The organism is Halorubrum ejinorense (assembly GCF_055389685.1).
Genome location: NZ_AP043777.1, coordinates 1,886,637 through 1,908,928, shown reverse-complemented (window position 1 = coordinate 1,908,928; position 22,292 = coordinate 1,886,637). Strand labels below are relative to the sequence as shown.

Below are 22,292 nucleotides of genomic sequence, written 5' to 3'. Positions count from 1 at the left end.
TCGCGGAGCGGAACGCGGAGCCGCCCGGGACCGCTACGACCGTTTGCCGATCTCCTCGCGCAACACGTCCGAGACGACCTCGCCGTCGGCCTTCCCGCGGAGCGCGCCCATCGCCTCGCCCATCAACCCGGAGAACGCGCCCATCCCCTCGGCTTCGATCTGTTCCGCGTTCCGCTCGACGACCTCGACGACCGCCTCGCGCACTTCCGCCTCGCTCACGCCCGACAGTCCCGCTTCCTCGACGGCCTCGGCCGCCGACAGGTCGGGGTCCTCGGCGAGCGTCGTCAGCACTTCGGGGACGCCCTCCTTCGCGAGGTCGCCGGCCTCGACGAGGTCGAACAGCGCGAGGAAGTGGTCGTCTGTGAGGGCCTCCACGGGCGCGCCGTCGCGCCGGATCTCCGTCGTCGTGGATTCGAGCGTCGAGGCCGCGAAGGTGGGGTCGACGCCGCAATCGACCGCGGTCTCGAACAGCGGGAACCGCTGGCCGAACGCGACCTGCTCGGCGAGGCCGGCGTCGAGGCCGAACTCCGCGGCGTACCGCTCGGCCTTCTCGTCGAGCAGTTCGGGGGCCTCCACGTCGGAGGGGTCCGGCTCGACCGGCGGCACGTCGGTCTCGGGATACATGCGCGCGGCGCCGGGCAGCGGGCGGAGGTACCGGGTCGTCCCGTCGTCGTTGGCGCCGCGGGTCTCCTCCGGGATGCCCTCGACGGCCGTCTCCGCGCGCTCGGCGGCCGCGTCGATCGCGAGGTCAGCGGTCTCGGGGTCGGCCGCGACGATGGCGACCGCGTCCTCGTCGCCGGCTCCCACGGCGTCGCGGAGGGCGGCGACCTCGGCCTCGGTCACGCCGTACGCCGGCAGTTCGTCGGTGTGGAAGACGCCGCCGGCGCCGTGGCGCTTCGCGTGGTCGGAGAGTTCGGTGCCGAGCCGGCGGTCGGACTGGATCTCGCGGCCGACGAGGCCGTCGAAGCCGTGGAGCGGGACCGCGGTGACCTTCCCCCCGGAGTCGAGCGCGCCGCGGATGACCCCGGACTCGGTGTCGGCGAAGACGTCGGTCACGTCGTGACGGTCGCCGACGCTCGCCTCCCGCTCGACCAGTTCGTCGCGGATTTCGAGCAGTTCCGCCTGCCGACCGACCTCCCCCCGGACGATGTCCTCGATCCCCTGGAGGTCCTGGACGCCTTTCACCTCGACGCGGGCGCCGTCGGCGATGGAGACGTTCACGTCCTGGCGGATCGTACCGAGTCCGCGCTTGACCGCGCCCGTCGAGCGTAGCAGCATCCCGATCCGCTCTGCGGCCAGCCGGGCGCCCTCCGGGCTCCGGATGTCCGGGCCGGTCCCGATCTCGACGAGCGGGACGCCGAGCCGGTCCAGCGAGTAGACGACGCCGTCGTCGGTCTCCTCGACGCGCTTCGCGGACTCCTCTTCGAGCATGAGGTCGACTACCGACACCTGCCCCGCGTCCGTCTCGATGGCGCCGTCCTGCCCGAGCAGGATCGAGCGCTGGAAGCCGGAGGTGTTCGAACCGTCGATGACGAGCTTCCGCATGACGTGTGCCTGATCGACCACGGAGAGGTCGAGCAGGTCGGCGATCTGAAGCGCCACGGAGAGCGCCTCGCCGTCGACGCGCCGGGGCGGCTCGTCGTCCTCCTCGACGAGGCAGGTGGTGTCGTACGCGAGGTAGGTGAACTCGCGGTCGACGCGGCTCTCCTCCATCGCGGCGTCGTCGAGCTCGCCCAGTTCGCTCTTCGTCGGGTGGAGCTTTCGGGTGATCGACCGGTCGGCCTCGTCCGGGTCCCGCTCGACGGTCGGAGAGTCGCAGAACAGCTTCGTCTCCGTGTCGAGCTGCTGGTGGATCTCCAGCCCGGCGACGAGCCCCAGCTCCTCGTAGTCGTACTCGGGGGTCGCGTCCGTACTCATTACGCCTCACTCCGACGGCGCGCGACTAAAAGGGTGGCAGTTCGCGCGAGCGATGCGCGGCCGGAACCGGTGACGTTGTTTATAAATCCAGACGCGGTCGGCGTCGCCGGCGGCGAAGCCGCCGGTGGCCGCGAGTCACACGCGCGAGCGGCGAGGGCGGGGAGGCGTGAGGCTGCGGTGGGGTCGCGGGCGGGCGAGTCCTAAATCGGTAGCCGGTGGGCCGGCGGAGGTGACGTAAGGATCGCGAGGACCGACGCGGCTGAGGCTTCGGAGATGAAACGATCGATCCGAACGCAGCGGCCCTGTTGAAATCCCCACCCGGTGATATGTTCTCGGAGCCGTGCCGAATACAAAGCGCGTATCAACCGAGTAGAGTCGGCCGTCGACGGACCGATCGCGTGCCGCGAAAGTAGTCCCCGAACGGATTTACGTGGACGCCGCATTCGATTCGATCGTGAATCTGGGAGCACTGTTCATCGGATTCTTCGCGGCGGCAACTGGACTCGCTACGGCCCTCAGACCGCAGGGGGTGATCGACGCCACCTGTCGGGTCAGCCCGCTCTGTAGGTCCCCGAGAGAGTTGAGTCCTGCCGGACGAACGTACAATCGGTTCGTCGGTGGAGGACTCGCGTTCGTTGGCGTCCTGCTAATCGCAGGGGGTGCCGGCGGTACGTTCGGCTGAGCGTGTCGAACTCGTACGGAGAAGAGTCGTGAGCGCTTGCCGATGCCTGTCAGCCCATTCAGTTCCGGGTTGCTTGTGATGAGACACGCGTAGTCGTTCTCACGGTGGCAGATCGGGAGTACCGCCGAACCGTGCTGAATGTAGAGCGCGAATGTCGTACGAGGTGTGGCCGATCTGCGAAAACAGGTGATCGCTCAATACTGGTGACCGATACGTCGACCAGTACAGACCTTGGCTTTAGACCTGTATAATACTCGATCTGATGTTTTCGACGGTCTCATCGTCCAGTTCGAGGTCGGGGTGTGAACTGTTCGCGTGTTCTTCGGCTTGAGCCATAACCTCTTGTTCAGTCTCGGCTTCGATAGTCGCGCTACATCCGTCTATGGGGCACTCGAGTCTATTCATGGTCCAATCGTGAGATATGTGTTACCCCATAATTGGTATTAGGTCTCTAACGGAATATACGCACAGTCTACCGGGCCGACTCGGCAACCCTCAACGACAATTGGCAGGGTTACTGGCGACAGGGTGCGTACTGAACACACCCTCTGTATCGCTCAGGTCGCTACTGACAGCTGTTGAGTAGCTCGTTGATGCCGCGATACAGACAGGGCGCGAGTCAGTCTCCAAATCTCCTGTTAACAAGTAACAAATATAAGAAAACTTATGATATCGTGTACCCTCTACTGTTTGATTATGTATTCAGAGAGACGCAACAACCTCCGAAATACTGTGCCACGTACGACCGTCAGCCGTCGGTCACTACTCGCAGCGAGCGGGGTTATTGTAGTTGGGGGACTCGCTGGCTGTCTGAATCAAGTTGCGTCGTCAGTGACGGACACGGGCTCGTCGCCTGCGGCAGTGTTCGCAGGGACAGACTGGAATGATGATGACACGGAAGTCACGTTTATGATGGCTCCGGGGAGCCCGCACGTGAGTCGGTTGACTCCGACGGTCTCTGGCGGGCAGCTTGGGGATGTCGAGTTGGAGGGGTGGGTTACGTCTTCTGCGGTGATGGCTCAGGACTACAATTCGTCGCGGAGCAACAAGCGGAAGACGCGAGCGGGTGATACGGATTCAGATTCGGATGGGGATGGTGTCGGTGACGGTTCTGAGGAGGACGCTGACCTCGTCGCGTATCTGGGTGGTGAACCGATTGTCGCTGAGCGGTTCTCGGTGTGTTTGCCTGACGCGGAGGTTCCGGGTGGGAATGGGAGTCTCCGTGAGGAGGTGACGCCGGAGCGGCTCATCGCGTATCTGACGGGCGAGTCAGATGGTGAGGGTAAGGTGTACTCGTGGGGGAAGTCGGAGTATGCTGCTGGTTCGGATGATGGTGGTGATTGTGATGATACTGACTCGTCCGCTCATCCGGGGGCGGTGTGCGGGACGACGCCTCACTTCGTTTCGGAGATGACGGGGCCTGTGGCGACGGGTGGGCGTCTTGAGGTCGTTCGAGGTGGTGACGGGACGGTGACGGTCGTCAATTCGCCACCGACGGCGGAAGACAAGTCTGCGAAGGTGTGTGCTGCGGCGGATGATGACCCGTGTGGTCCGGGTGTCTGGGCTCGTACAACGGAGTCTGGGTCTGGGTTGGGTGTGTTGGTGTATCAGGTGCTGGTGCAGCCGCCGCAGTGTCCGCGTCCGTTCCCGGCGTTGTTGTACGTCCAGCGGTGTGAGAGCAACGACCAACTCGTGTACACGGGTGGATGGGTCATCGACGACGCTGCGCTGTACGAGGATTCGGTGACAGTGTTGTCGATGGCCGGTCCGACGGAGGTGGTTGGTATCGAGTGCTGTTTCGATTACTCGGCTGACGCTGATGGTGACGGGTTCGGTGACTTGGTGAAACGGTCGGTGTCTGGTGAGCGTGCTCGGCGGGGGGCGCGGTTGGATTCCGGGACGGTAGCGGAGTTGGTCGAGACGGGTGTGCTTTCGGAGTCGGGGGGTGTCGACTACACTCTTCGGAAGCGACCGGGACGAGAGGCCGGGGATGAGGTCACCTTAGAGGTGACGGGCGACGAATACGGGTTCGTGACGCACGTGGCGGTGGATGCGCCAGTGTTACACTTGGTGAACGCGGCGAGTGTGTCAGAGGAAGTGAAATTCAAGTCGGGGGCTGAACTGTCGAAGAGCGTGAACTGATTATCCGTGTGGCACCACGGTACTCCCGGTGACGACCTGAGTTCTCGAACGGTATCTCTGTGCTCAATCCATCCTCTGTATCGGTCAGGTCGCTACTGACAGCTGTCGGGGAGTTTGTGGATACCGCGCCGAACGCGGAGCGCGGGTCGGTCGCGAGTGAGCGGTGTCGGTCGACTCGGTCGATCGTCGAAGGTTTGTAATCGAATGACCGAAAGCGTTCGTCGATCGGAAGATGAGCATCTGTTTCGGTGTGTCCCGACGGGACGTTGGGGCGGGCCTCGCCACCGCCGGGTCGGCGTACGTCGCCGCCGCGCTATTTGCCCTCTTCACTCTCCTTTCGCGATCCGGGTCCCGGGGAGGCCCCATTCCGACCCCCGGGATGATCGTCACGCCGGTCGCTGCGCTGACCGTCGCGACTGTCGTCTGGCGTGTGACGATGCCGGACGAGCCGAACCCGCGCTACGGTGCCGTAGCCGGCGCCTGCTCGGGGGGCGCCTCCGTACTCGTATTCACGACTCTGATAGGCGTCACAGCCACGCTAATCGAGTCTTCCGCTGGCGCACCGCCAGACCGACGGTGTTCGAATCCATCTCGTTCGTCGCCGTGATCGTCGTCTGGGGGTCGCTGTTCACGCTTCCGCTCATCGCCCCGATAGCGGCTGCCGTGGGCTACGGATACGGACGGTACCTGCCGGCGGACAGAGCTGATCTTCCGTCAACGGTTCCCGTTCGTTCCGGCTGCCTCGTCGCGTCACCAAACAGCACCGAACGCAGTCGTCACTCGTCGCGTAGCGGTCGGAAGGAATTGTGCGTGGGTGCTGTCGTAGAGACAACACCGTGCATCGTTCGGGGGTGTACCCCTGCGATGCGTGGGACCGGATTTGAACCGGCGGACCTCTACAGGACAGCGCCCTCAACGCTGCGCCGTTGGCCTGGCTTGGCTACCCACGCTCGTGGTGTTCTGTCGCGTCTCCACCTACCTTTCCCCTGATTAAAAGCCCTTCCATTCGAGGGTGCCGTGCCGGAGTTTCCCAGACCGACGGTCGACCGCAACCGGCACGGGTTTGGGGGTCGCCTCCGAACGATCGGTCATGTCCGATTGGGCCCGCGAGAACGTCTCGGTGTTGACCGCCGTCGCCTCCGCCGTCGCGCTCGCGCTCGTCTTCGCCGCGGTCGGCGGTGTCGTCCCGAGTTCGGCGCTCCCGCGCGCGAGCGACGCCGTCCTCGCCGCGATTCCGCACTTCAACGCCGTCGTCTCGGCGACGGCCATCGCGACTATCCTGCTCGGCTGGCGAGCCATCGCGCGCAACAACGTGACGCGCCATCGTAACTTCATGGTCGCCTCGTTCGCGCTGTTCGTCGCGTTTCTCGGCGCGTACCTCTACCGGCTGATCCACGTGGGGACCACGGAGTTCCCTGGACCGGAACTCGCCTACTCGTACGTCTACCTCCCGTTTCTCGCGGTGCACATCCTGCTCGCCATCGTCTGCGTCCCGTTCGTCTTCCACGCCCTCTTCCTCGCGGCGACCCGTCCGTACGAGGACCTGTACCAGACTCGCCACTCACAGGTCGGCTTCGTCGGCGCCGTCCTCTGGCTGATCTCGTTCACCATGGGGATCGGCGTGTACCTCATGCTGTATCTCATCTACTGAGCGGCGGCCGGTCGAGACGTGGTGAAAAAGACCGATCGGAAACGGTTCTCGAACCCCTCGGCAGACCTGCGCTACGCGTTCCGGTCCGCCTTGCGGTGTGCCGCGTAGAACAGCGGGACGAGCAGCGCGCCGGCGAGACCGAAGCCGAGCGCGAGCGTTCCGATGTCGCTCGCGGAGAGGCTGCTGCCGCCGCCGGAACTCCCCTCGCCGCCGGAGCCGCCCTCGCCGCCGATGAGTTGGTCGTCGACGGCGCCGACCGCGACCGCGCCCTTCATACCGACCGCCTGGTGTGGCTCGCAGGCGTACCGGAACACGTCCCCCTCGCTCGCGTCGGCGAACGTGTGCTCGAACGTCGTTCCTTCCTCCTCGGCCGGCGACCCGCTCGAGAAGGCCTCGTTCTCCTCGACGACGTTGTGGCCACCGCCCGCGCCCGTCCACTCCCAGATCACGGTCGTTCCTTGGTCGACCAAGATCGCGGGGGGATCGAACAGCAGACCGTTCTCGCCGGCGCCAACCGAAACGGTGACCTCGCTCTGTCCGCGGAGGTCGCGGGTCCCCTCGTAGTTACCGACGTTCTCGAACCAGTCGCCGTAGCCGGCCGGACCCCCCGAACCGCCCGACCCGCTACCTCCCTCCGCCTGCGGGTCGACGAGGTCGTCGTCGACGGAGCCGACCGCGACGACTCCTTTCATCCCGACCGCCTGGTGCGGGCCGCAGTAGTAGTTGAACGTGTCCCCGTCCGCGGCGTCCGCGAACGTGTACTCGAAGGTGGTGCCCTCCTCGCCGACCGCGGACCCGCTGTCGAAGGTCCCGTCGTCCGCGACGATGTTGTGGTTGCCGCCCGCGCCCGTCCACTCCCAGACGACCGTCGCGCCCGGATCGATCAGGATCGCGGCGGGGCCGAACCGAAGCCCGTTCTCTCCGGCGCCGACCTCGACGGCGACCTCGTCCTGCCCGCGGTAGTCGTGGGTGCCGTCGTAGTTGCTGACGCCCTCCAGCCAGCCGTCGTACTGTGCGGCCGCCGTCCCGCTTCCGGCGGCGACTCCCGTCGCGACCGCCGCCCCGGCGGCCCCGGCGCGGAAGAACCCGCGGCGGCTCATCGACGCGGCGTCGTCACCCTCGGCAGCGGCGTCGGCGTTCGGTGTCATGTTCGCACGTCTCTGCGTGAGCGTATTTAAGCCCCCGATACGTCCCGCGGGGCCGGACCGCAAACGAACGTGTGCGGGTCGCGTCCATCGTCGGGAGGACGCGGAGGTCCGCGACGAGTCGTCAGTCGTCCGCCGGCGTCGGGTCCGAGACCGGTGCGTCGACCTCTCGGTCCGTCGCTTCACCCTCGACGTCGAAGGGGTACTCGCCGGTGACGCAGCCGAGACACAGGTCCGCGCGGCTCTCGCCGACCGCCTCCGCCACCGAGTCGATGGAGAGGTACGACAGCGAATCGGCGCCGACAGTCTGTCGGATCTCCTCGGTCGAGGCGTCGGCCGCGATCAGCTCCTCGCGCGTCGCCATGTCGATGCCGAAGTAGCACGGGGCGACGATGGGCGGCGCGCCGATCCGGAGGTGGACCTCCTCGGCGCCCGCCTCGCGGACCAGTTCGACGAGCTGCGTCGAGGTCGTCCCGCGGACGATGGAGTCGTCGATGATGGTGACCGACTTGCCCTCGACGGTCGATTTGATCGGGTTGAGTTTCAGCCGGACCGCGCGCTCGCGTTCGTCCTGCGTGGGCATGATGAAGGTCCGACCGACGTACCGGTTCTTCATCAGTCCCTCCGCGAACTCGACGCCCGGGTCGTCGGCCGCTCGGGACTCGCCGTCGGGCGTGGTCTCGCCGGCGGCGTCGGCGTAGCCCGAGGCGAACGCCCGCCCCGAGTCGGGGACGGGCATCACCACGTCGGACTCGATACCCGACTCCTCCCAGAGCTTCCGGCCGAGCGACCGTCGAACCTCGTAGACGAGGCTCTCGTCGATGACGGAGTCCGGGCGGGCGAAGTAGACGTGTTCGAAGAAACAGTGGGCGGTCGCCTCGCGCTCGACGAGCTGATACGTGTCGTAACCGGTCCCGTCGGGGTCGAGGACGACGAGTTCGCCGGGACGAACGTCGCGGATCAGCTCCCCGTCGAGCGTGTCGATGGCGGCGGACTCGCTGGCGAGCACGTAGCCGCCGTCGATCTTCCCGAGACACAGCGGGCGGTTCCCGAGCGGGTCGCGGACGCCCAACACGGTGTCGTCGTGGGTGATCGCGAGCGAGTAGGAGCCGTGGATGCGGTTCATCGTGTGTTTGACCGCCCGCACGAGGTCCTCTTCGAGGAGGTTGCGCGCGAGGTCGTGGGCGATCACCTCGGTGTCGCCGTCGGAGGTGAACGCGTGGCCCGCGGCGGCCAGTTCCTCGCGCACTTCGTCGGCGTTGACGAGGTTCCCGTTGTGCGAGAGCCCGAGCGAGCCGGACTTGAACGAGACCGAGAACGGCTGTGCGCAGCTCTTGTCGAGGCTCCCGGCGGTCGGGTAGCGGACGTGGCCGATCCCGGTGCCGCCGGACAGCGACGCGAGGTCCCCCTCCTCGAACGCGTCGCCGACGAGGCCGCGCTCGACGTGGCTGTGCTGTTGGAACCCGTCGTGCGTGACGATCCCCGCGGACTCCTGCCCGCGGTGTTGGAGCGCGTACAGCGCGTAGTACAGCGGTCGCGCGGCCTCCCGGTCCGCGAGCGAGACGCCGACGACGCCGCATTTCTCTCGTGGTTCGTCGCCGCCGTTGTCCCCACCGGCGTTCATGTAGGCGTCGGGAGGGCCGCAGCCGATAAAAATCCTCGTGTTCGTGGCGTATCGTCCGCAATCACCCAGCGAATTATACAAGAATATGGATACTCACGGCGCAACCGTCACTGGGCATCGTCGCCCCCGACGAACTCGTCGAGGCGCGCGAAGTAGTCCTCACGGGGCACCTGATACGCCCCGCGGTAATCCACGTCGCCGGCGACGAACCGTTCCGCGACGTCGACCGCGCCGGCCGCGCCCGCCTCCCGGCTCTCGTAGGTCTCCGTGACCGCCTCGATCTCTGGCTCCAAGAAGCAGACGACGTGCCACTCCTCGGTCGCGTACTGGCCCGAACCGGGCCGGGCGTTCCGGGCGCCGTTCGTCAGATAGATCGTCGGGAGACACTCGTCGGGGAGGTCGCCGCTCCCGAAGACGTCGGGGCGATAGACGAGGATCGCCCGTCCGCTGGGCTCCTCGTTCCACAGCCGCCACCCCTCCGGCAGCGATTCGAAGGCCATGCGCCTCCTCGGTCGCGGAGGCTTGAAAACGTCGCGCTCGGCGGAAGGGAGTCGGTCGGCGGTCGACGACGCGCCTCAGTCGACGATGTCCGACCCGCCCGGCGGCAGGAACTCCTGAAGCTGGTCCGCGCTCGCGACCTTGCGGACGAACGACTGGTCGGTGAACCGCTCTTTCAGGTTCCGGTAGGCCATCATCGCGGCGTCGTTTTGCGCGTACATTCCCGGCTCGAAGGTGACGTGCGCGGCCGCGCGGTCGACGATCGCCGACGGCGGGCCGCCGATGGCGCGGGTGACCGGCTCACACTGGACGCCGACGGCGATCCGGCAGGGTACGTCCTCGAAGTACGTGCGGTCGCCGCGGATCACGAAGCTCCCCTTCTCGATGTACTCGCCGCTCTCGGGAGTTTTCGACACCTGGTCCGGTTCGACCATGTACGCGTCGCCCGCGCCGCGGCCGTCCTTCCAGTCCGAGGAGTACGAGACCGCGAACTGGGCGGCCTCCCGCAGGGTCTGCTCGGAGAAGTCGACCGGCTCCGACGACTCGGAGGGCCCGGAGGCCTTCAGCAGCGTCACCGGTCCGCCGTGCGCCTGCGTGTGGAAGAACCGGTCGTGTTTGCTCATGTACTTCTTCACCAGTTCCTCGTTCTGGTCGGCGTTGCGCCCGCCGATGACGAGGTAGCCGGCGTCGGTGTGAAACCACCGGAACCGCTCGAACCAGTCGTCCGGGCTCCGGATCGGAATCGACGAGCGGGCGAGCCAGTCGGTCTCGTACGCCTCGTCTTCCTCGGCGTCGCCGTCGTCGCCACCGCTCCCGTCGTCGGCCGCCTGCTGTTCCTCCCACTCCTCCTTTCGTTCCTTGACGGCCTCCAGCTCCTCTCGGGTCGACTCGATCGCCGCCTGTGCGCCCGCCTTCTTCTCTTCGACCCGCTTCGCCTCCTGATAGAGGCGGTCGGCGTTGACCTCGACGCCCTCGCTCGCGTCGAGTTCGATCCGGGTCTCGGTTCCGCCGTCCTCGTCGCTCTCGTCGGCGAGTTCGACCGTCACCGTCCCCTCGCCGCCGTCGACATCGACGACGGCCTCCGCCGCCGGGATCCCGCGGTCCGCGCCGTCGGCGAGGGTCTCGCCGATCTCGTCCCACGACACCTCGTTCTCGCGGGCCTCTCGCACGGTCGATATCACCTCGTCGACGAGGTCGTAGTTCGCATACAGCAGTTCGGCGCGTTCGCGTTCCGCCTGCGCCTGCTCTTCGAACCCCTCGATCGCGCCCTCCTGCTGTTCGATGATCCGCTCCTGTTTGGCGATCTCTGCTTCGAAGTCGGGACGGGACGCGCTCGCGTCCGCGGGCGCCTCGCCCTCGTCGGTGTCCTCGCTACCGAGGCGGTGGAAGTACTCGTCGACGGCGGCGTTGAAGGAGTCGAACCCGACACTCGGCAGGCCCTCGTGTTCGGCGAGCGGGAAGGGCGTCACGTCGACGACGCGTGGGTCGGCGTCTCCGTCCCCGTCGCCGTCGACGGACTCCTCGTACACGCGCGGGTCGATGTCGCCCGACCGGAGTCGCTCGCCGATCCGGGAGAGGGCGTCGTGGAGCGCGCCGAGTTGGTCGTCGGTCGCCTCGCCGATCGGCGTCTCCTTCGGCACGCCGGCGCGGGTACACACCTCCTCGGCGTAGAGCCCGCCGAGGTTCAACTGGGTGGCGAGGGTCCGTACCACGTCGCTGTCGGACTCGCGCATGTGCCGCTCGAACCCGCCGCGGCTCACGGTGAGGGGGTTGAGCCGGGAGGCGGGGTACTCGTACTGCGAGCCGGGCGCGACGGTCCGAGACTTGAGCCGAACGGTCGAGAGCGCCCCCACCACCTCGCCCGTCTCGTCGAGCGCCGCAACGTTGCCCTGTCCGAACAGTTCGGCGACGAGCGTCGTGTTCTGGTCCTCGCGCTCGAACTCGAAGGTGAGGATGCGGTCGAACTCGTACTGCGAGACGCCGGCGAAGTCCGCGCCCGACATCCGGTTTCGCAGCATCTTCGCGAAGTTGGGCGGGCGTCCGGGCGCGTCGGCGACGTGGTCGGGGTCGGCGGCGTGCGCGCGCTTGATGTCGCCCACCTCGATCATGAGTTCGACGCGGCCGCGGTCGAAGTCGCGGAGCTTCAGCCGGAGCAGGTCGTCGTCGTAGAGGTACGCCTTGTCGACCTTCGCGCCCTCGTACCGATTGAGCTCGGTGACGAGGGCCGCGAGGTCGATGCTCGACAGCTCCCGCTTCTGGTCCATACTCCACGGAGACGGTCGGCCCGGAAAAAGGCGTGTCGTTGTGGGATTCGACGCGGGGGCCGGTTCCCCCGCCCTTCGATTCCCGCGCTTCTACTTCCCGTTCGAGAGTCGCTCGACGGTGTTCAGGGCGTTGATGATCCCGGCGCCGAACTCCGAGTCGCTCTTGCCGTTCGCGTCCTCGGCGCCCTTCTGGATCGCCTGCTCGACCCGGCTCGCGTTAGCGTCCGGTTCGAGTTCGCGGACGAGCGCGGCGAGGCCGGCGACCTGCGGCGCGGCCATGGAGGTACCGGCGATGAAGTCGTAGCCGGGGAGGTCCACGCTCGACTCGAGATCCGTGGGCCACGTTGAGAGGACGGCGTTGAGCGGGAAGGGAATGTCGTCCGGCTCTCCCGTCTCCCCGAGCGTCCGCGGGATCGTTTCGTAGTAGCCGCCGGGCGCGGCGATGTCGATGTCGCTCGTGCCGAAGTTCGAGTAGAAGGAGAGCGTGTCGGCGGGCGAGGTCGCGCTGACGGTGAACGCAGCCGGAACGCTGTTCGGAAGGGTAAAACCGCTTCCCTGGAGGCTCCCCGAGGCGTTCCCCGCGCTTCCCGTGATCACGGTCCCGCGCCGAACCGCGCTCTGGAACACGGTCTGGACCTCCGCTTTGAGCTTGTTCAGCTCCGATCCCGGCTGCTGGACGCCCGGGATCCCGAGACTGAAGTTCGCCGCGTCCGCGCCGATTTCGGCCGCGTAGTCGATGCCGGCGAGGATGTCACCGAACGCCGCGCCACCGTCCGCCGGGAACACGCGGACCGGAATTAGTTCCGTGTCCGGCGCGGTGCCGACGACGCCGGATTCGCCCGTGGCGCCGACCGTCCCCGCGACGTGTGTCCCGTGGTAGCCCGAATCGTCCGGACCGATCTCCGGGACGTCGTCGTCGACGACGAACGCCCGACCGAGATCCTCGTTGACGTTTCCGAGGTCTGGGTGGTTCAGGTCGATCCCCGTGTCGATGATGGCGACGCGCGTGTCCTCTCCGGTCGCGTACTCGTGGGCCTCGAAGACGTCGGTGACCTCCTTGTCCCACTGGAGGTCGGACAGCGCGGCGCCGTCGCTCGGCGGGGTCTCGTCGTCCGCTTCGGCGTCGACTTCCGGCTCGTCGAGCTCGAGCGTCACGTCCGGGTTCGCGTCGTTTACCCCGCCGATCGACTCGATGTCGGCGGCGGCGTCGCTCGACCCGACCACGACCAGTACGTCGCCGTCGGCGAGTTCGTGACGGACCTCGAACCCCGCGTCCGCGACGGCGTCAGCGACGCTGTTTCCGTTCGCGCCGACGAGATACTGCGTCCTCCCGTCCGCGGCCGATGCAGTTCCTGTGACCGCCGCCGTCGCGGCGAGTCCAGCGACTCCCTTCACGAACGTCCGTCGTTCGAAATTCATGTGAGTAGTCCTCGTGTGACGAGGTACCAGCTATGGGGACTTGTTGAACATAAAACTTCATGAATTAATTGTTCTGTACTTATCACGGACAGGGAGTACAAAACGATCAACGACGGCAGGCAAACGTGGGGAGGCGACGAGACGCGGACGGAAACGGAAGCGTGGAGAAAGAAGAGTTTCGACCGAAAACGGACCTACAACCGCTTCGACACGTACGGCCCGTCCTGCCGGTAGCCGAGCTTGTTCCGGTAGTACTCGCGGGCGCCGATGCCGGAGATGACCGCGACCTTATCGTAGCCCGCCTCGCGGGAGAGTTCCTCGGCGCGCTCGAGGAGCTTCGTCCCGTACCCCTTGTGCTGCCAGTCGCCGTCGCCGCCGATACCGACTTCGGTGCCGTACACGTGGAGTTCGCGCACAAGCGCTGCGTCTTCGAGCTCCGGGCGGATGGGGTCGCTCTCGGTGCCGGGCGCGCCGGGCTGGTCCGGTGCGAAGGAGGGGAACCGCAGCCGACAGAACCCGACCAGGAGGTCGCGGACCGGGTCCTCGAAGGCGATGAAGTGTTCCGTCCCGCCGCCGCCCTCGTAGGTGGTGACCGAGAGTTCGACGTCGTCCGGGTCGGGGTCGGCGTCGTTGTGACCGACCTCGCGGGCGCGGATGTCCTGCTGGACGATCCCCTTCTCCTCGGCGCGCTGGGCCGCGAGCTGGCGGAGGTTCGACTTCTGGACGCCGGCGTCGATGAAGTCCGCGGGGATGTCGCGCTGGACGCGCTGGAGCCGCGTGTACTTCGGGATGAGGTCCATCACGTCGGCGACCAGGTCCGCCGCCTCCTCGCTGGTGAGCGGGTCGAAGTCGTCGCGGCGCCAGCGGTCATAGACGCGGGTCCCCTCGACGACGAGCGTGGGATATATCTTCAGGTAGTCGGGGCGCCAGTCGGGGTTCTCGAACAGTTGCCGGAAGTCCTCCAGGCACATCTCCGGCGTCATCCCGGGCTGGCCCGGCATCATGTGGAAGCCGACCTTGAACGCGGCGTCCCGGAGGCGACGGTTGGCGTTCCGGGAAGCCTCGTTGCCGTGACCGCGGTGCATCTCGCGGTTGATCCGCTCGTAGGTGGTCTGGACGCCGACCTCGACTTTCGTGCCGCCCAGATCGAGCATGCGGTCGATCTGCTCGGGGTCACACCAGTCGGGCTTCGTCTCGAAGGTGGTCCCGATGTTGCGGATCGGGTTCGTCTCGTTTTCGGCGATCACGTCCTCGAGGTACTCGAACTCGGAGTCTTCGGGCGCCGGCGCGAAGGACTCGCCCTCGGCTGGCTCGGGCTCTTTATCGAGGTCGTAGTCGTTCATCGCCTGGAGGGCGCGCTTGACGAACCACTCCTGGTAGTCGTGCGAGCGCGCGGTCATCGTCCCGCCCATCAATATCAACTCCACCTTGTCGACCGGGTGGCCGATCTTCCGGAGCTGTTCGAGGCGGAGCGTGACCTGTCCGTAGGGGTCGTAGTCGTTCTGCTCGCCGCGGGCCGCGGCGGGCTCGTGGCCCGTGTACGACTGCGCCGAGGAGAACTCCGAGGCCGGTCCCCCGGGACAGTAGAGGCACTTCCCGTGCGGACAGAGCTTCGGCGAGGTCATGATCGCGACCGGCGAGACGCCGGAGGCGGTCCGGACCGGCTTGCGCTGGACCACCTCGATCACGTCGTCGCGGTGTTCGGCGGGCGCGTGGTCGAGTATCTCGGTGTTTTTCGGGACCTTCGGCGAGGAGAACTCCGAGCAGGCGTCGAGCTTGGCGCGTTCGAGGTCGTCGCGCTCGATCTCGCCCGCGAGGATGCGCTCGACGAGGTGCTCGCAGGTGCGGACGAACGCCTCCGAGTCGGTCTCGTCGGCGCTGCCGGCGGCGTCGTCGGACTCGGCGTCGCTCGCCGCGTCGGTACTCATTACCCTCCGATCCGCGAGTTTCGGTGTTAAGCGTGTCGCACCGATACGTCTGAGGGGTGCGTGTTTCTAAACGATCAGTCAACACGAACGCCACTGAAGCCCCAGCCGTGAGGCGGACGCACGCTCGTTGCGGTCCTCGCTCGTTCGCTTCGCTCACTCGCTGTGGTCCTTACGTCGCCTGCGTCCGCCTCACGACTGCCCCTTCGAGCCCCACCCCACCGCGGCCTCACAGCACCTCACGCCTCCCCAGCCTCGTCACCGGACTACGTCCGGTTTCAAGCGAGAGCGAAGCTCTCGCCCTGTCGCTGGCACCCTCCGCTTCGCTCCGGGGCCAGCGACTCCCTCGCACGCGCTCCTCGGCCGCGATGCGGCCTCGCAGGCGCGCGCCGATAGATAGGTGTCAGTATTCGTCGCCGCTCGGATCCCACGCTTTTAGCTTCGGCGCCTCGAATCGCACCCGTGTTACGGAAGGACCTCCTGCGCGTCTCCCGGGCCGGCGGCGGCTACCGCCCGCAGTTCACGACCCGGGAACACCGCCCGCTCGCCGCCCAGGTGCTCGGGGCGTTCCGGTCTCACGTCGGCGAGCGCAGGGGCGACCTCGACGACGCGCTGGCGGCGCTGGAGGCCGACGCCGCGGCCAGGAACGGGGACTTCAAGCTCGTTCGCGGGCTCGCGGCGCTCGTCGAGCGCGAGTGCGAGTTCGAGACGCGCGCGCCGGTGCCGCCCCGCCGCGTCCGGCGAGCCGCCTTCGAGGCCGGCGCGGCCGTGGGAGTCGCGAGCGAGGCGGACCGCGAGACCGCGATCGAGCGCGCGGCCGACGCGCTCGGGGTCGAGCCGTCGGTCGTCGACGACTCGCTGTACGCCGACCGCGACGTTGAGCAGGTGCTCGTCGACGCCGACGTGCGGTGGGACCCGGACGCGTTGCTGGCGCAGTACGACCTCTCGCTGGCACAGACAGCGCTGTTCGACGCCACCGAGGTCCGAGTGCGCTCGAACGACCCGAAGCGGCTCGTCTCGGCGGTGAAGCGCCTGCGGCTGATGTACGAGGTGGAGAAGACGGCCGACGGGCGCGAACTCGTCGTCACCGGCCCCGACACGCTGTTCTCGCGCACACGACGCTACGGGACCGCCTTCGCGCGACTGCTCCGGACGGTCGCCGAATCGGCGGAGTGGTCGCTGGAGGCGACGATCGACGACCGCGGCCGCGAGCGCACGATGCGCCTCTCGGACGGCGACGTGACCGTGCCGGACGTGGAGCCGGTCGCCGAGCCCGACTTCGACAGCGGGGTCGAGGCCGACTTCGCCGGGCGGTTCCGCGGGCTCGACCTCGACTGGACGCTCGTCCGCGAACCGGAGCCGCTCGAGACGGGGACGAGCGTCATGATCCCCGACTTCGCGTTCGACTACGAGCACGCCGACTTCCGGCTGTTCTTCGAGGTGATGGGATTCTGGACCCCCGAGTACGTCGAGAAGAAGCTCGGGCAGCTCGCGGACGTGGAGGACGTTGACCTGCTCGTCGCGGTCGACGAGAGCCTCGGCGTCGGCGAAGCGATCGCCGCGCGCGACCACCGCGTCGTCACCTACTCCGGGACGGTGCGCGTGAAGGACGTGGTCGACGTCCTCGACGAGTACGAGGCCGAGTTCGTCGCGGACGCCGCCGCCGACCTCCCCGAGTCGCTGTCGCCCGACGCCGACGCGATCGGGCTCGACGACCTCGCCGACGAACACATGGTGAGCGTCGAGGCGCTCGAGGGGAAGGCGTTTCCCGACCACGAGCTGGTCGGGCGCACCCTCGTGCGGCCCGCGGTGTTGGAGGCCGTCGCTGCCGAGATAGAGTCAGGGATGTCGCTGTCGGCCGCCGAGGCGGTTCTCGACGACCGCGGCGTCGACGACGCGAGCGCCGCGCTCTCGCGGCTCGGCTACCGCGTCGAGTGGGAGGGGCTCGGCGGCGGGACGGTCCGAGAAAAGGACGCGTAGCCGTGCGCGAGCAGAGGCGATGTGGGGCGAGATCGTAGCCGGCGTTGGAGCGTGTTCAGGGGAAATTGCGGCGGCCATCGCGAGAGGCCGCGCCTCGACGGGTGGCGGACGTGGCGACGAATTTGGTTCTTCCGGGCGGAATCACGCCCGTCTCACGTGAGTTCGGACCCGTCCGCCTCGGCGGAGAGGTTGAGCTCCGCGACGAGGCGGGTGGTGATGACCTGTTCGATGATGTCGAGTAGCTGTCCGTCGTCGGTGACGTAGTCGGCGAAGAGACCGAGCGGGATTTCACCGCCCGCCACGTCGTGATGTCCCCCGCCGCTGCCGACGTCGCCGAACGCGTTGTTCAGGACCTCGCCGACGTGGACGCGGGGGTCCGGCGATCGGGCGCTGATCTGAATGGATTCCTTGACGAGGCCGAAGACGATGGCCGTCTTGACGCCCTCTAACCGAACGAGGTAATCGACTGCCTGTGGGAGCGAGTCTCGCTCGGTGGTCCGGCCGACGTGGGAGATGAGCACTGCGCCGTTCGTCCGTCGGTTGTCTATCGCGGTCGATATCGCGTCGATCGTTCCGCCGCTGACCGACGGGCTCGAGAGCTTTCGGAGCAGTTCCGGGTCCCCGTGGTCGTGGAGGTACCCCGCCGCCTCGTATTCGACGGTGGTCGCCCCTCGGAGGAAGTCGAGGGTGTCCGAACGGATGGCGAACAGGAGTGCCGTCGCGAGGTCGCTGTCGAGGTCGACCTCGAGGGCGCGGACGTACTCGGTCAGGATCGTCGCCGCCGCGCCGAGTTCCTCGCGGTGATCGACGAACCGGGCGTCGATGTCCTCGGCGGGGTGGTGGTCGATCACGATGTCCACTGGCGTGTCGGGAGGGACCGTGTTGTTCCTGCCGGGGATCGAGTGATCGACGAAGGCGAGCAGCGAGCCGGGCGGCCGGTCTTCGACTTCGGCGGTGTCGAACGGTTTGAGATCCACGTTGAGGAGGTTGACGAAGGCCCGGTTCTGTTGGTGAGAGATGTCACCGCTGTAAAAGATGTGGCGCTCGTCGATGCCGGCGGTGGCCGCGATCCGCCCCAGGGCGAGCGCGCTCGCGAGACAGTCCGGATCGGGGTTGTTGTGACAGACGATGTTGATCTCGCTGCTCTCGCGGAGCATCGATCGGAGTTCCTGTGAGCGGCTCATACCTCCCACGTACGACCGCGACACGGTTAGTACTGTATTCCGGATCGAACGCGCGAACCGCGTCTCACTCCACGACCGGCAGGTCCGCGCGGCTCCCCTTCGGAACCACCGACCGCAGTTCGTCGTACAGGTACAGGCCGACGCCGATCGGGACCCGCTCGCCGGCGACCTCGTGGGTCGCGATCAGGTACCCCCAGTCGCCGTCCCACTCCGGGAGGTCCTGGTCCTCGCCCCTGGCGAACCGGGACGCCCGCTCGGGGTCCAACTCGATCACGTTCTTCGTCGCGCGGTGCCCGAACCGGGAGACTGCTCGCCCGGTCGGCTTCCAGTGGTCCTGTCGCGTGCGCAAGAAAGTCATCCCGATCGCCTCCACCTCGCTGGGGTCGGTCGCCTCGCCGTTGAAGATCCAGACCTTCCCCGCGCCCTTCTCCCAGAAGGAGTACGACTCGAAGGCGCTCGGCGCGATGTCGAATCGCTCCTCCCACCAGTCGAGGACCTCGGCGCGGCTCGCGCGCCCCTCGACCTCGCGGTCGGCCGGCGTCGCCGGCAGGCGGTCGAACCGCTGGCCGTCGTTGGTGGGAGCGTCGGCCTCCGCGGTCCCGGCGTCGTCGCTCACGCGCCCACCTCCGCGCCGTCGCCGGCGTCGTCGGCCGCACCGCCGACGCGGAGCTTCGCGCAGAAGAACCCGCCCGTGTCGTTGCGGTGGGGATAGACTCGTTTCGCGCGCGTCACCGTCGGGTCGTACGTCTCGCCCTCCCACTCGGTCACGCCCGTATCGGTTTCGAGCGGGAGGTCGAACTCGACGAGCTCGCAGTCCTCGTTCGCGAGGGCGTGGTCGAGGACGGCCTCGTTCTCCTCGGGCGCGAACGTACACGTCGAGTAGACGACGGTTCCGCCGGGGCGAGTCGCCTGAACGGCCCGGGAGAGGACGCCCTTCTGGATGCCGGCGACCGCGTGGACGTGGTCGAGCGTCCACTGATCGACGACGTCGGGGTTCTTGCGGCAGGTCCCCTCACAGGAGCAGGGGGCGTCGACCAGCGCGCGGTCGAACTCGTCGAACGCCAGCGGCTTCGTCGAGAAGTTCCGCGCGTCCTGGTTGGTGACGACCGTGTTCGTGATTCCGAGTCGCTCGGCGTTGTGTCGGAGCGCCGAGAGGCGCCCGAGGTTGTTGTCGTTGGCGACGACGGTGCCCTCGTCGTCCATCGCGTCCGCGATCTGAGTGGTCTTGCTGCCGGGCGCCGCGCAGGCGTCCCAGACGCGGTCGCCGGGCTGCGGATCGAGCGCGAGCCCCGGCAGCACGGACACCTCCTCCTGCCCGTGCGTCCAGCCGTGGACGTGCGGCCAGTTACCGCCGGGCTTCCCGTCCGGCAGCCGGAAGAGGCCGTCGTACCAGTCGACCGGTTCGTAGGCGACGCCCGCCTCCTCGAACGCCTCGCGGACTCGGGCCGGCGTGGCGGCGATCTCGTTCGTGCGCACGACCGAGGGGAGGGGACGGTCGCACGCCGCCCGGAACGACTCCGCGTCGTCGACGAGCGGCTCGTATCGGTCGAGCGGATTCATGGCTCTCCTTTCGCGTCGCGCCGTTAGACGGTTTCGGGACGCGGGCGGGCCGAGGTGGGTCCGCGCCGCACCTTTAGGTCGGACCCCGTCGTAGCGTCGCGCATGGCGCGCATCTCCGTCCTCGACGACGACGTCTCGCTCTCGGAGCCGACCCTGGTCGAGGGGTTCCCCGGCGTCGGCCTCGTCGGGAAGATCGCGACCGACCACCTGATCGACGCCCACGAGATGACCCACTACGCGAACGTCCACTGCGACGGGCTCCCGCCCGTGGCCGTCTACCGGGAGTCCGACGCGGCCGCGACGACGCCGGTGCGGCTGTACGCCGACCCCGAGAACGACCTCGTCGCGCTCCGCAGCGACGTGCCGGTGAAACCGGGCGCGGCGACGGAGGTGGCCGCGTGTCTCGGCTCGTGGTTCGACGAGGTCGACCTGTTCCCCGTGTTCCTGTCCGGGCTCGCGCGCGAGAAGGACGAGTCGCCCCCCGATCTGTACGGGATCGCCACCGGCGACGGCGGCGAGGCGCTGGCGCGCGCCGAGGTGACCGATCCGCCCGAGTCAGGCCTCGTCTCCGGGCCGACGGGCGCGATGCTGGCGGCCGCGCTGGAGGCCGGGAGAGACGCGGTGGGCCTCGTCGTCGAGTCGGACCCGCAGTTCCCCGATCCCGAGGCGGCCCGGCGTCTGATACTCGACGGGATCGACCCGATCGCCGGCGTCGACACCTCGACCGACGGGCTCGTCGATCAGGCGACCGAGATACGGGAGGCGAAACAGCAGCTCGCCGAGCAGATGCGACAGGCGAACGAGGACAGCTCGCGGGCCGAGCCGCTGAAGATGTTTCAGTAGCGGGCTCGTGCCGATCGGTCGACCTCGCTTAGTCCGCCGAGCCGGTCGCGGCCTCGTCCTCCAGCTCGTCGAGGATCGGGCGGTACTTCAGCTGGACCTCGTCCCACTCGCGGTCGGGGTCCGAGTCCGAGACGATACCGACGCCCGCGAACAGCGTGGCGCGCCGCCGGCTGGCGACCGCGGAGCGGATCGCGACCGCGAACGCGCCGTTGCCGGCGGCGTCGATCCAGCCCACCGGGGCGGCGTACCAGCCGCGGTCGAACGGCTCCGTCTCGCGGATCGTCGCCAGCGCCCGGTCAGGCGGGAGCCCGCCGACCGCGGGGGTCGGATGGAGGGCCTCGACGAGGTCGAGCACGTGGCGGTCCCTGTCGAGTTCGGCGGTGATCGGGGTGTGGAGGTGCTGGACGGTCGCGAGCCGGCGGACGCGGCGCTCGCCCGCGGAGATGGACGCCGCGAACGGCTCGAGTTGCTCGCGGACCGTCTCCGCGACCAGTTCGTGTTCGTGGACGTTCTTCTCGTCGTCGAGGAGTTCGCGCGCGAGCCACTCGTCCTCGGTCGGGGTCTCTCCCCGGCCGGTCGTCCCGGCGAGCGCGTCCGTCTCGACGGTCCGGCCCCGCAGCGAGACCAACCGCTCGGGAGTGGCGCCGAAGAAGGCGCTGTCGCCGCCGGGAGGCTCGAACCAGTAGCGGTGACAGTCCGGGTACTTCTCGGCGAGCCGTTCGAGCGTGGCCGCCTGCGGGAACTCGGCGGCGAGATCGGCTTCCAGCGCCTGCGCTAACACCACCTTCTGGAGGTCCCCGTCGCGGATCGTGTCGACCGCTGCGTCGACGCTCTCGCGCCACGCCTCGCGGCTCGTCGTCCGGCGGCTCTCGCGGATGCCGGGGCGGGGTGGACGCGACGACCCGGATTCGGGTGCCGACGGATCATCCGATGCGTCGAGCGCCGCGAACCGGTCGACCTCGCGCGCCAGTCGGTCCTCGACCGCGCCGGCGTCGACGTCGTCGCCGACCGCGTTGATCGTCAGCCACGCCCCGTTGTCTGCGAGCGTCAGCTGGACGCGGGGTAACACGAACCGAGCCTCCGGAAACGGCTTCCACGGCTCGCCGTCACAGGCGCCCTCGTGGAAGGCGAACCCGCCGAATACGCGGGGGCGGGCCGCCTCGGTTCCGGCGTGAACGTCGCCGGCGGCGAACAGCTCCGTCGCGGCCTCGCGGATCGACGCGAACCGGTCGCCTCCGGAAGCGGTCAGCGTCGCCGCCTCGCCGCCGCCGAGCACCAGCGCGTCGTCGGGCGCGCTCCAGGTCGTCCGCGGGGACGGAAGCGCGTCGAACGCCGCCGCGAACGCCGGCTCGTCGACCGCCGTGGTCCGGCTGACGAGGGGGGGCGACGACCGCGAGCGCGCCTGTTCCATGAGCGTGAACTCGGGGCCGCGGACCCTTTATCCTGACTATCGGGGCG

16 protein-coding genes and 1 tRNA gene are annotated in these 22,292 nt (G+C 68.0%); 4 read left to right on the top strand and 13 right to left on the bottom strand.

Annotated features, from left to right (window positions below):
* Positions 1 to 33: 33 nt before the first annotated feature.
* Positions 34 to 1,917, bottom strand: coding sequence for a Glu-tRNA(Gln) amidotransferase subunit GatE (gene gatE, locus ACZ5KW_RS10870; RefSeq protein WP_343776301.1), 1,884 nt, complete (start codon positions 1,915 to 1,917; stop codon positions 34 to 36).
* Positions 1,918 to 2,836: 919 nt separating this feature from the next.
* Positions 2,837 to 2,935 (bottom strand): DUF1059 domain-containing protein, encoded by a 99-nt coding sequence (locus ACZ5KW_RS10865; RefSeq protein WP_233565394.1) that lies wholly within the window; start codon positions 2,933 to 2,935, stop codon positions 2,837 to 2,839.
* A gap of 678 nt (positions 2,936 to 3,613) precedes the next feature.
* Between ACZ5KW_RS10865 and ACZ5KW_RS10860 the strand changes: the two genes are divergently transcribed.
* The gene (locus tag ACZ5KW_RS10860; RefSeq protein ID WP_343776297.1) at positions 3,614 to 4,741 is read left to right on the top strand and encodes a hypothetical protein; all 1,128 of its coding nucleotides are present in this window, start codon (positions 3,614 to 3,616) and stop codon (positions 4,739 to 4,741) included.
* An 865-nt stretch (positions 4,742 to 5,606) separates the two neighbouring features.
* Here the strand turns inward: ACZ5KW_RS10860 and ACZ5KW_RS10855 are convergent.
* Positions 5,607 to 5,691 (bottom strand) — tRNA-Leu (locus ACZ5KW_RS10855).
* 140 nt (positions 5,692 to 5,831) lie between these two features.
* On the opposite strand from ACZ5KW_RS10855, the gene ACZ5KW_RS10850 reads away from it, so the two are divergent.
* Entirely contained in the window at positions 5,832 to 6,392 is a 561-nt protein-coding gene (locus ACZ5KW_RS10850) for a DUF420 domain-containing protein (RefSeq protein ID WP_343776295.1), read from the top strand.
* Between the two features lie 71 nt (positions 6,393 to 6,463).
* On the opposite strand, the gene ACZ5KW_RS10845 is transcribed toward ACZ5KW_RS10850, so the two are convergent.
* From ACZ5KW_RS10845 to ACZ5KW_RS10820, 6 genes are all read right to left on the bottom strand, one after another.
* Entirely contained in the window at positions 6,464 to 7,540 is a 1,077-nt protein-coding gene (locus ACZ5KW_RS10845; RefSeq protein ID WP_343776293.1) for a halocyanin domain-containing protein, read from the bottom strand.
* Positions 7,541 to 7,661: 121 nt separating this feature from the next.
* A complete protein-coding gene (purF, locus tag ACZ5KW_RS10840) occupies positions 7,662 to 9,161 on the bottom strand; it encodes an amidophosphoribosyltransferase (protein ID WP_343776291.1) in 1,500 nt (499 codons plus the stop codon).
* A gap of 107 nt (positions 9,162 to 9,268) precedes the next feature.
* A complete protein-coding gene (locus tag ACZ5KW_RS10835) occupies positions 9,269 to 9,661 on the bottom strand; it encodes a DUF5820 family protein (RefSeq protein ID WP_343776289.1) in 393 nt (130 codons plus the stop codon).
* 75 nt (positions 9,662 to 9,736) lie between these two features.
* Positions 9,737 to 11,923, bottom strand: a complete 2,187-nt coding sequence (gene rqcH, locus ACZ5KW_RS10830) for a ribosome rescue protein RqcH (protein WP_343776287.1) — start codon at positions 11,921 to 11,923, stop codon at positions 9,737 to 9,739.
* A 90-nt stretch (positions 11,924 to 12,013) separates the two neighbouring features.
* On the bottom strand, positions 12,014 to 13,342 hold the full coding sequence (locus ACZ5KW_RS10825; protein ID WP_343776285.1) for a S8 family peptidase: 1,329 nt from the start codon (positions 13,340 to 13,342) through the stop codon (positions 12,014 to 12,016).
* Between the two features lie 194 nt (positions 13,343 to 13,536).
* The gene (locus ACZ5KW_RS10820) at positions 13,537 to 15,270 is read right to left on the bottom strand and encodes a tRNA uridine(34) 5-carboxymethylaminomethyl modification radical SAM/GNAT enzyme Elp3 (protein WP_343776283.1); all 1,734 of its coding nucleotides are present in this window, start codon (positions 15,268 to 15,270) and stop codon (positions 13,537 to 13,539) included.
* 459 nt (positions 15,271 to 15,729) lie between these two features.
* Here ACZ5KW_RS10820 and ACZ5KW_RS10815 point away from each other — a divergent pair, with 459 nt between their 5' ends.
* The gene (locus ACZ5KW_RS10815) at positions 15,730 to 17,247 is read left to right on the top strand and encodes a DUF790 family protein (RefSeq protein ID WP_343776282.1); all 1,518 of its coding nucleotides are present in this window, start codon (positions 15,730 to 15,732) and stop codon (positions 17,245 to 17,247) included.
* A gap of 152 nt (positions 17,248 to 17,399) precedes the next feature.
* Here ACZ5KW_RS10815 and ACZ5KW_RS10810 read toward each other — a convergent pair whose 3' ends face one another.
* The 3 genes from ACZ5KW_RS10810 to ACZ5KW_RS10800 all read right to left on the bottom strand — a co-directional run bounded on the left by ACZ5KW_RS10810 (position 17,400) and on the right by ACZ5KW_RS10800 (position 19,991).
* A complete protein-coding gene (locus tag ACZ5KW_RS10810) occupies positions 17,400 to 18,431 on the bottom strand; it encodes a DHH family phosphoesterase (RefSeq protein WP_343776281.1) in 1,032 nt (343 codons plus the stop codon).
* A gap of 64 nt (positions 18,432 to 18,495) precedes the next feature.
* A complete protein-coding gene (locus ACZ5KW_RS10805) occupies positions 18,496 to 19,047 on the bottom strand; it encodes a DUF7122 family protein (protein WP_343776279.1) in 552 nt (183 codons plus the stop codon).
* Entirely contained in the window at positions 19,044 to 19,991 is a 948-nt protein-coding gene (locus ACZ5KW_RS10800; protein ID WP_343776277.1) for an RsmB/NOP family class I SAM-dependent RNA methyltransferase, read from the bottom strand. The genes ACZ5KW_RS10805 and ACZ5KW_RS10800 overlap by 4 nt, the downstream gene beginning before the upstream one ends.
* A 102-nt stretch (positions 19,992 to 20,093) precedes the next feature.
* On the opposite strand from ACZ5KW_RS10800, the gene ACZ5KW_RS10795 reads away from it, so the two are divergent.
* Complete coding sequence (locus ACZ5KW_RS10795; protein ID WP_343776275.1) at positions 20,094 to 20,834, top strand: proteasome assembly chaperone family protein; 741 nt, start codon at positions 20,094 to 20,096, stop codon at positions 20,832 to 20,834.
* 28 nt (positions 20,835 to 20,862) lie between these two features.
* On the opposite strand, the gene ACZ5KW_RS10790 is transcribed toward ACZ5KW_RS10795, so the two are convergent.
* Positions 20,863 to 22,245 carry an isochorismate synthase gene (locus ACZ5KW_RS10790; RefSeq protein ID WP_343776274.1) on the bottom strand — a complete coding sequence of 461 codons (1,383 nt, stop codon included), beginning with the start codon at positions 22,243 to 22,245 and terminating at the stop codon, positions 20,863 to 20,865.
* Positions 22,246 to 22,292 lie beyond the last annotated feature (47 nt).

Coding starts and splice junctions, on each gene's coding strand:
- gatE (WP_343776301.1), bottom strand. CDS start 1,917: ATGAGTACGGACGCGACCCCCGAGTACGACTACGAGGAGCTGGGGCTC.
- ACZ5KW_RS10865 (WP_233565394.1), bottom strand. CDS start 2,935: ATGGCTCAAGCCGAAGAACACGCGAACAGTTCACACCCCGACCTCGAA.
- ACZ5KW_RS10860 (WP_343776297.1), top strand. CDS start 3,614: ATGGCTCAGGACTACAATTCGTCGCGGAGCAACAAGCGGAAGACGCGA.
- ACZ5KW_RS10850 (WP_343776295.1), top strand. CDS start 5,832: ATGTCCGATTGGGCCCGCGAGAACGTCTCGGTGTTGACCGCCGTCGCC.
- ACZ5KW_RS10845 (WP_343776293.1), bottom strand. CDS start 7,540: ATGACACCGAACGCCGACGCCGCTGCCGAGGGTGACGACGCCGCGTCG.
- purF (WP_343776291.1), bottom strand. CDS start 9,161: ATGAACGCCGGTGGGGACAACGGCGGCGACGAACCACGAGAGAAATGC.
- ACZ5KW_RS10835 (WP_343776289.1), bottom strand. CDS start 9,661: ATGGCCTTCGAATCGCTGCCGGAGGGGTGGCGGCTGTGGAACGAGGAG.
- rqcH (WP_343776287.1), bottom strand. CDS start 11,923: ATGGACCAGAAGCGGGAGCTGTCGAGCATCGACCTCGCGGCCCTCGTC.
- ACZ5KW_RS10825 (WP_343776285.1), bottom strand. CDS start 13,342: ATGAATTTCGAACGACGGACGTTCGTGAAGGGAGTCGCTGGACTCGCC.
- ACZ5KW_RS10820 (WP_343776283.1), bottom strand. CDS start 15,270: ATGAGTACCGACGCGGCGAGCGACGCCGAGTCCGACGACGCCGCCGGC.
- ACZ5KW_RS10810 (WP_343776281.1), bottom strand. CDS start 18,431: ATGAGCCGCTCACAGGAACTCCGATCGATGCTCCGCGAGAGCAGCGAG.
- ACZ5KW_RS10800 (WP_343776277.1), bottom strand. CDS start 19,991: ATGAATCCGCTCGACCGATACGAGCCGCTCGTCGACGACGCGGAGTCG.
- ACZ5KW_RS10795 (WP_343776275.1), top strand. CDS start 20,094: ATGGCGCGCATCTCCGTCCTCGACGACGACGTCTCGCTCTCGGAGCCG.
- ACZ5KW_RS10790 (WP_343776274.1), bottom strand. CDS start 22,245: ATGGAACAGGCGCGCTCGCGGTCGTCGCCCCCCCTCGTCAGCCGGACC.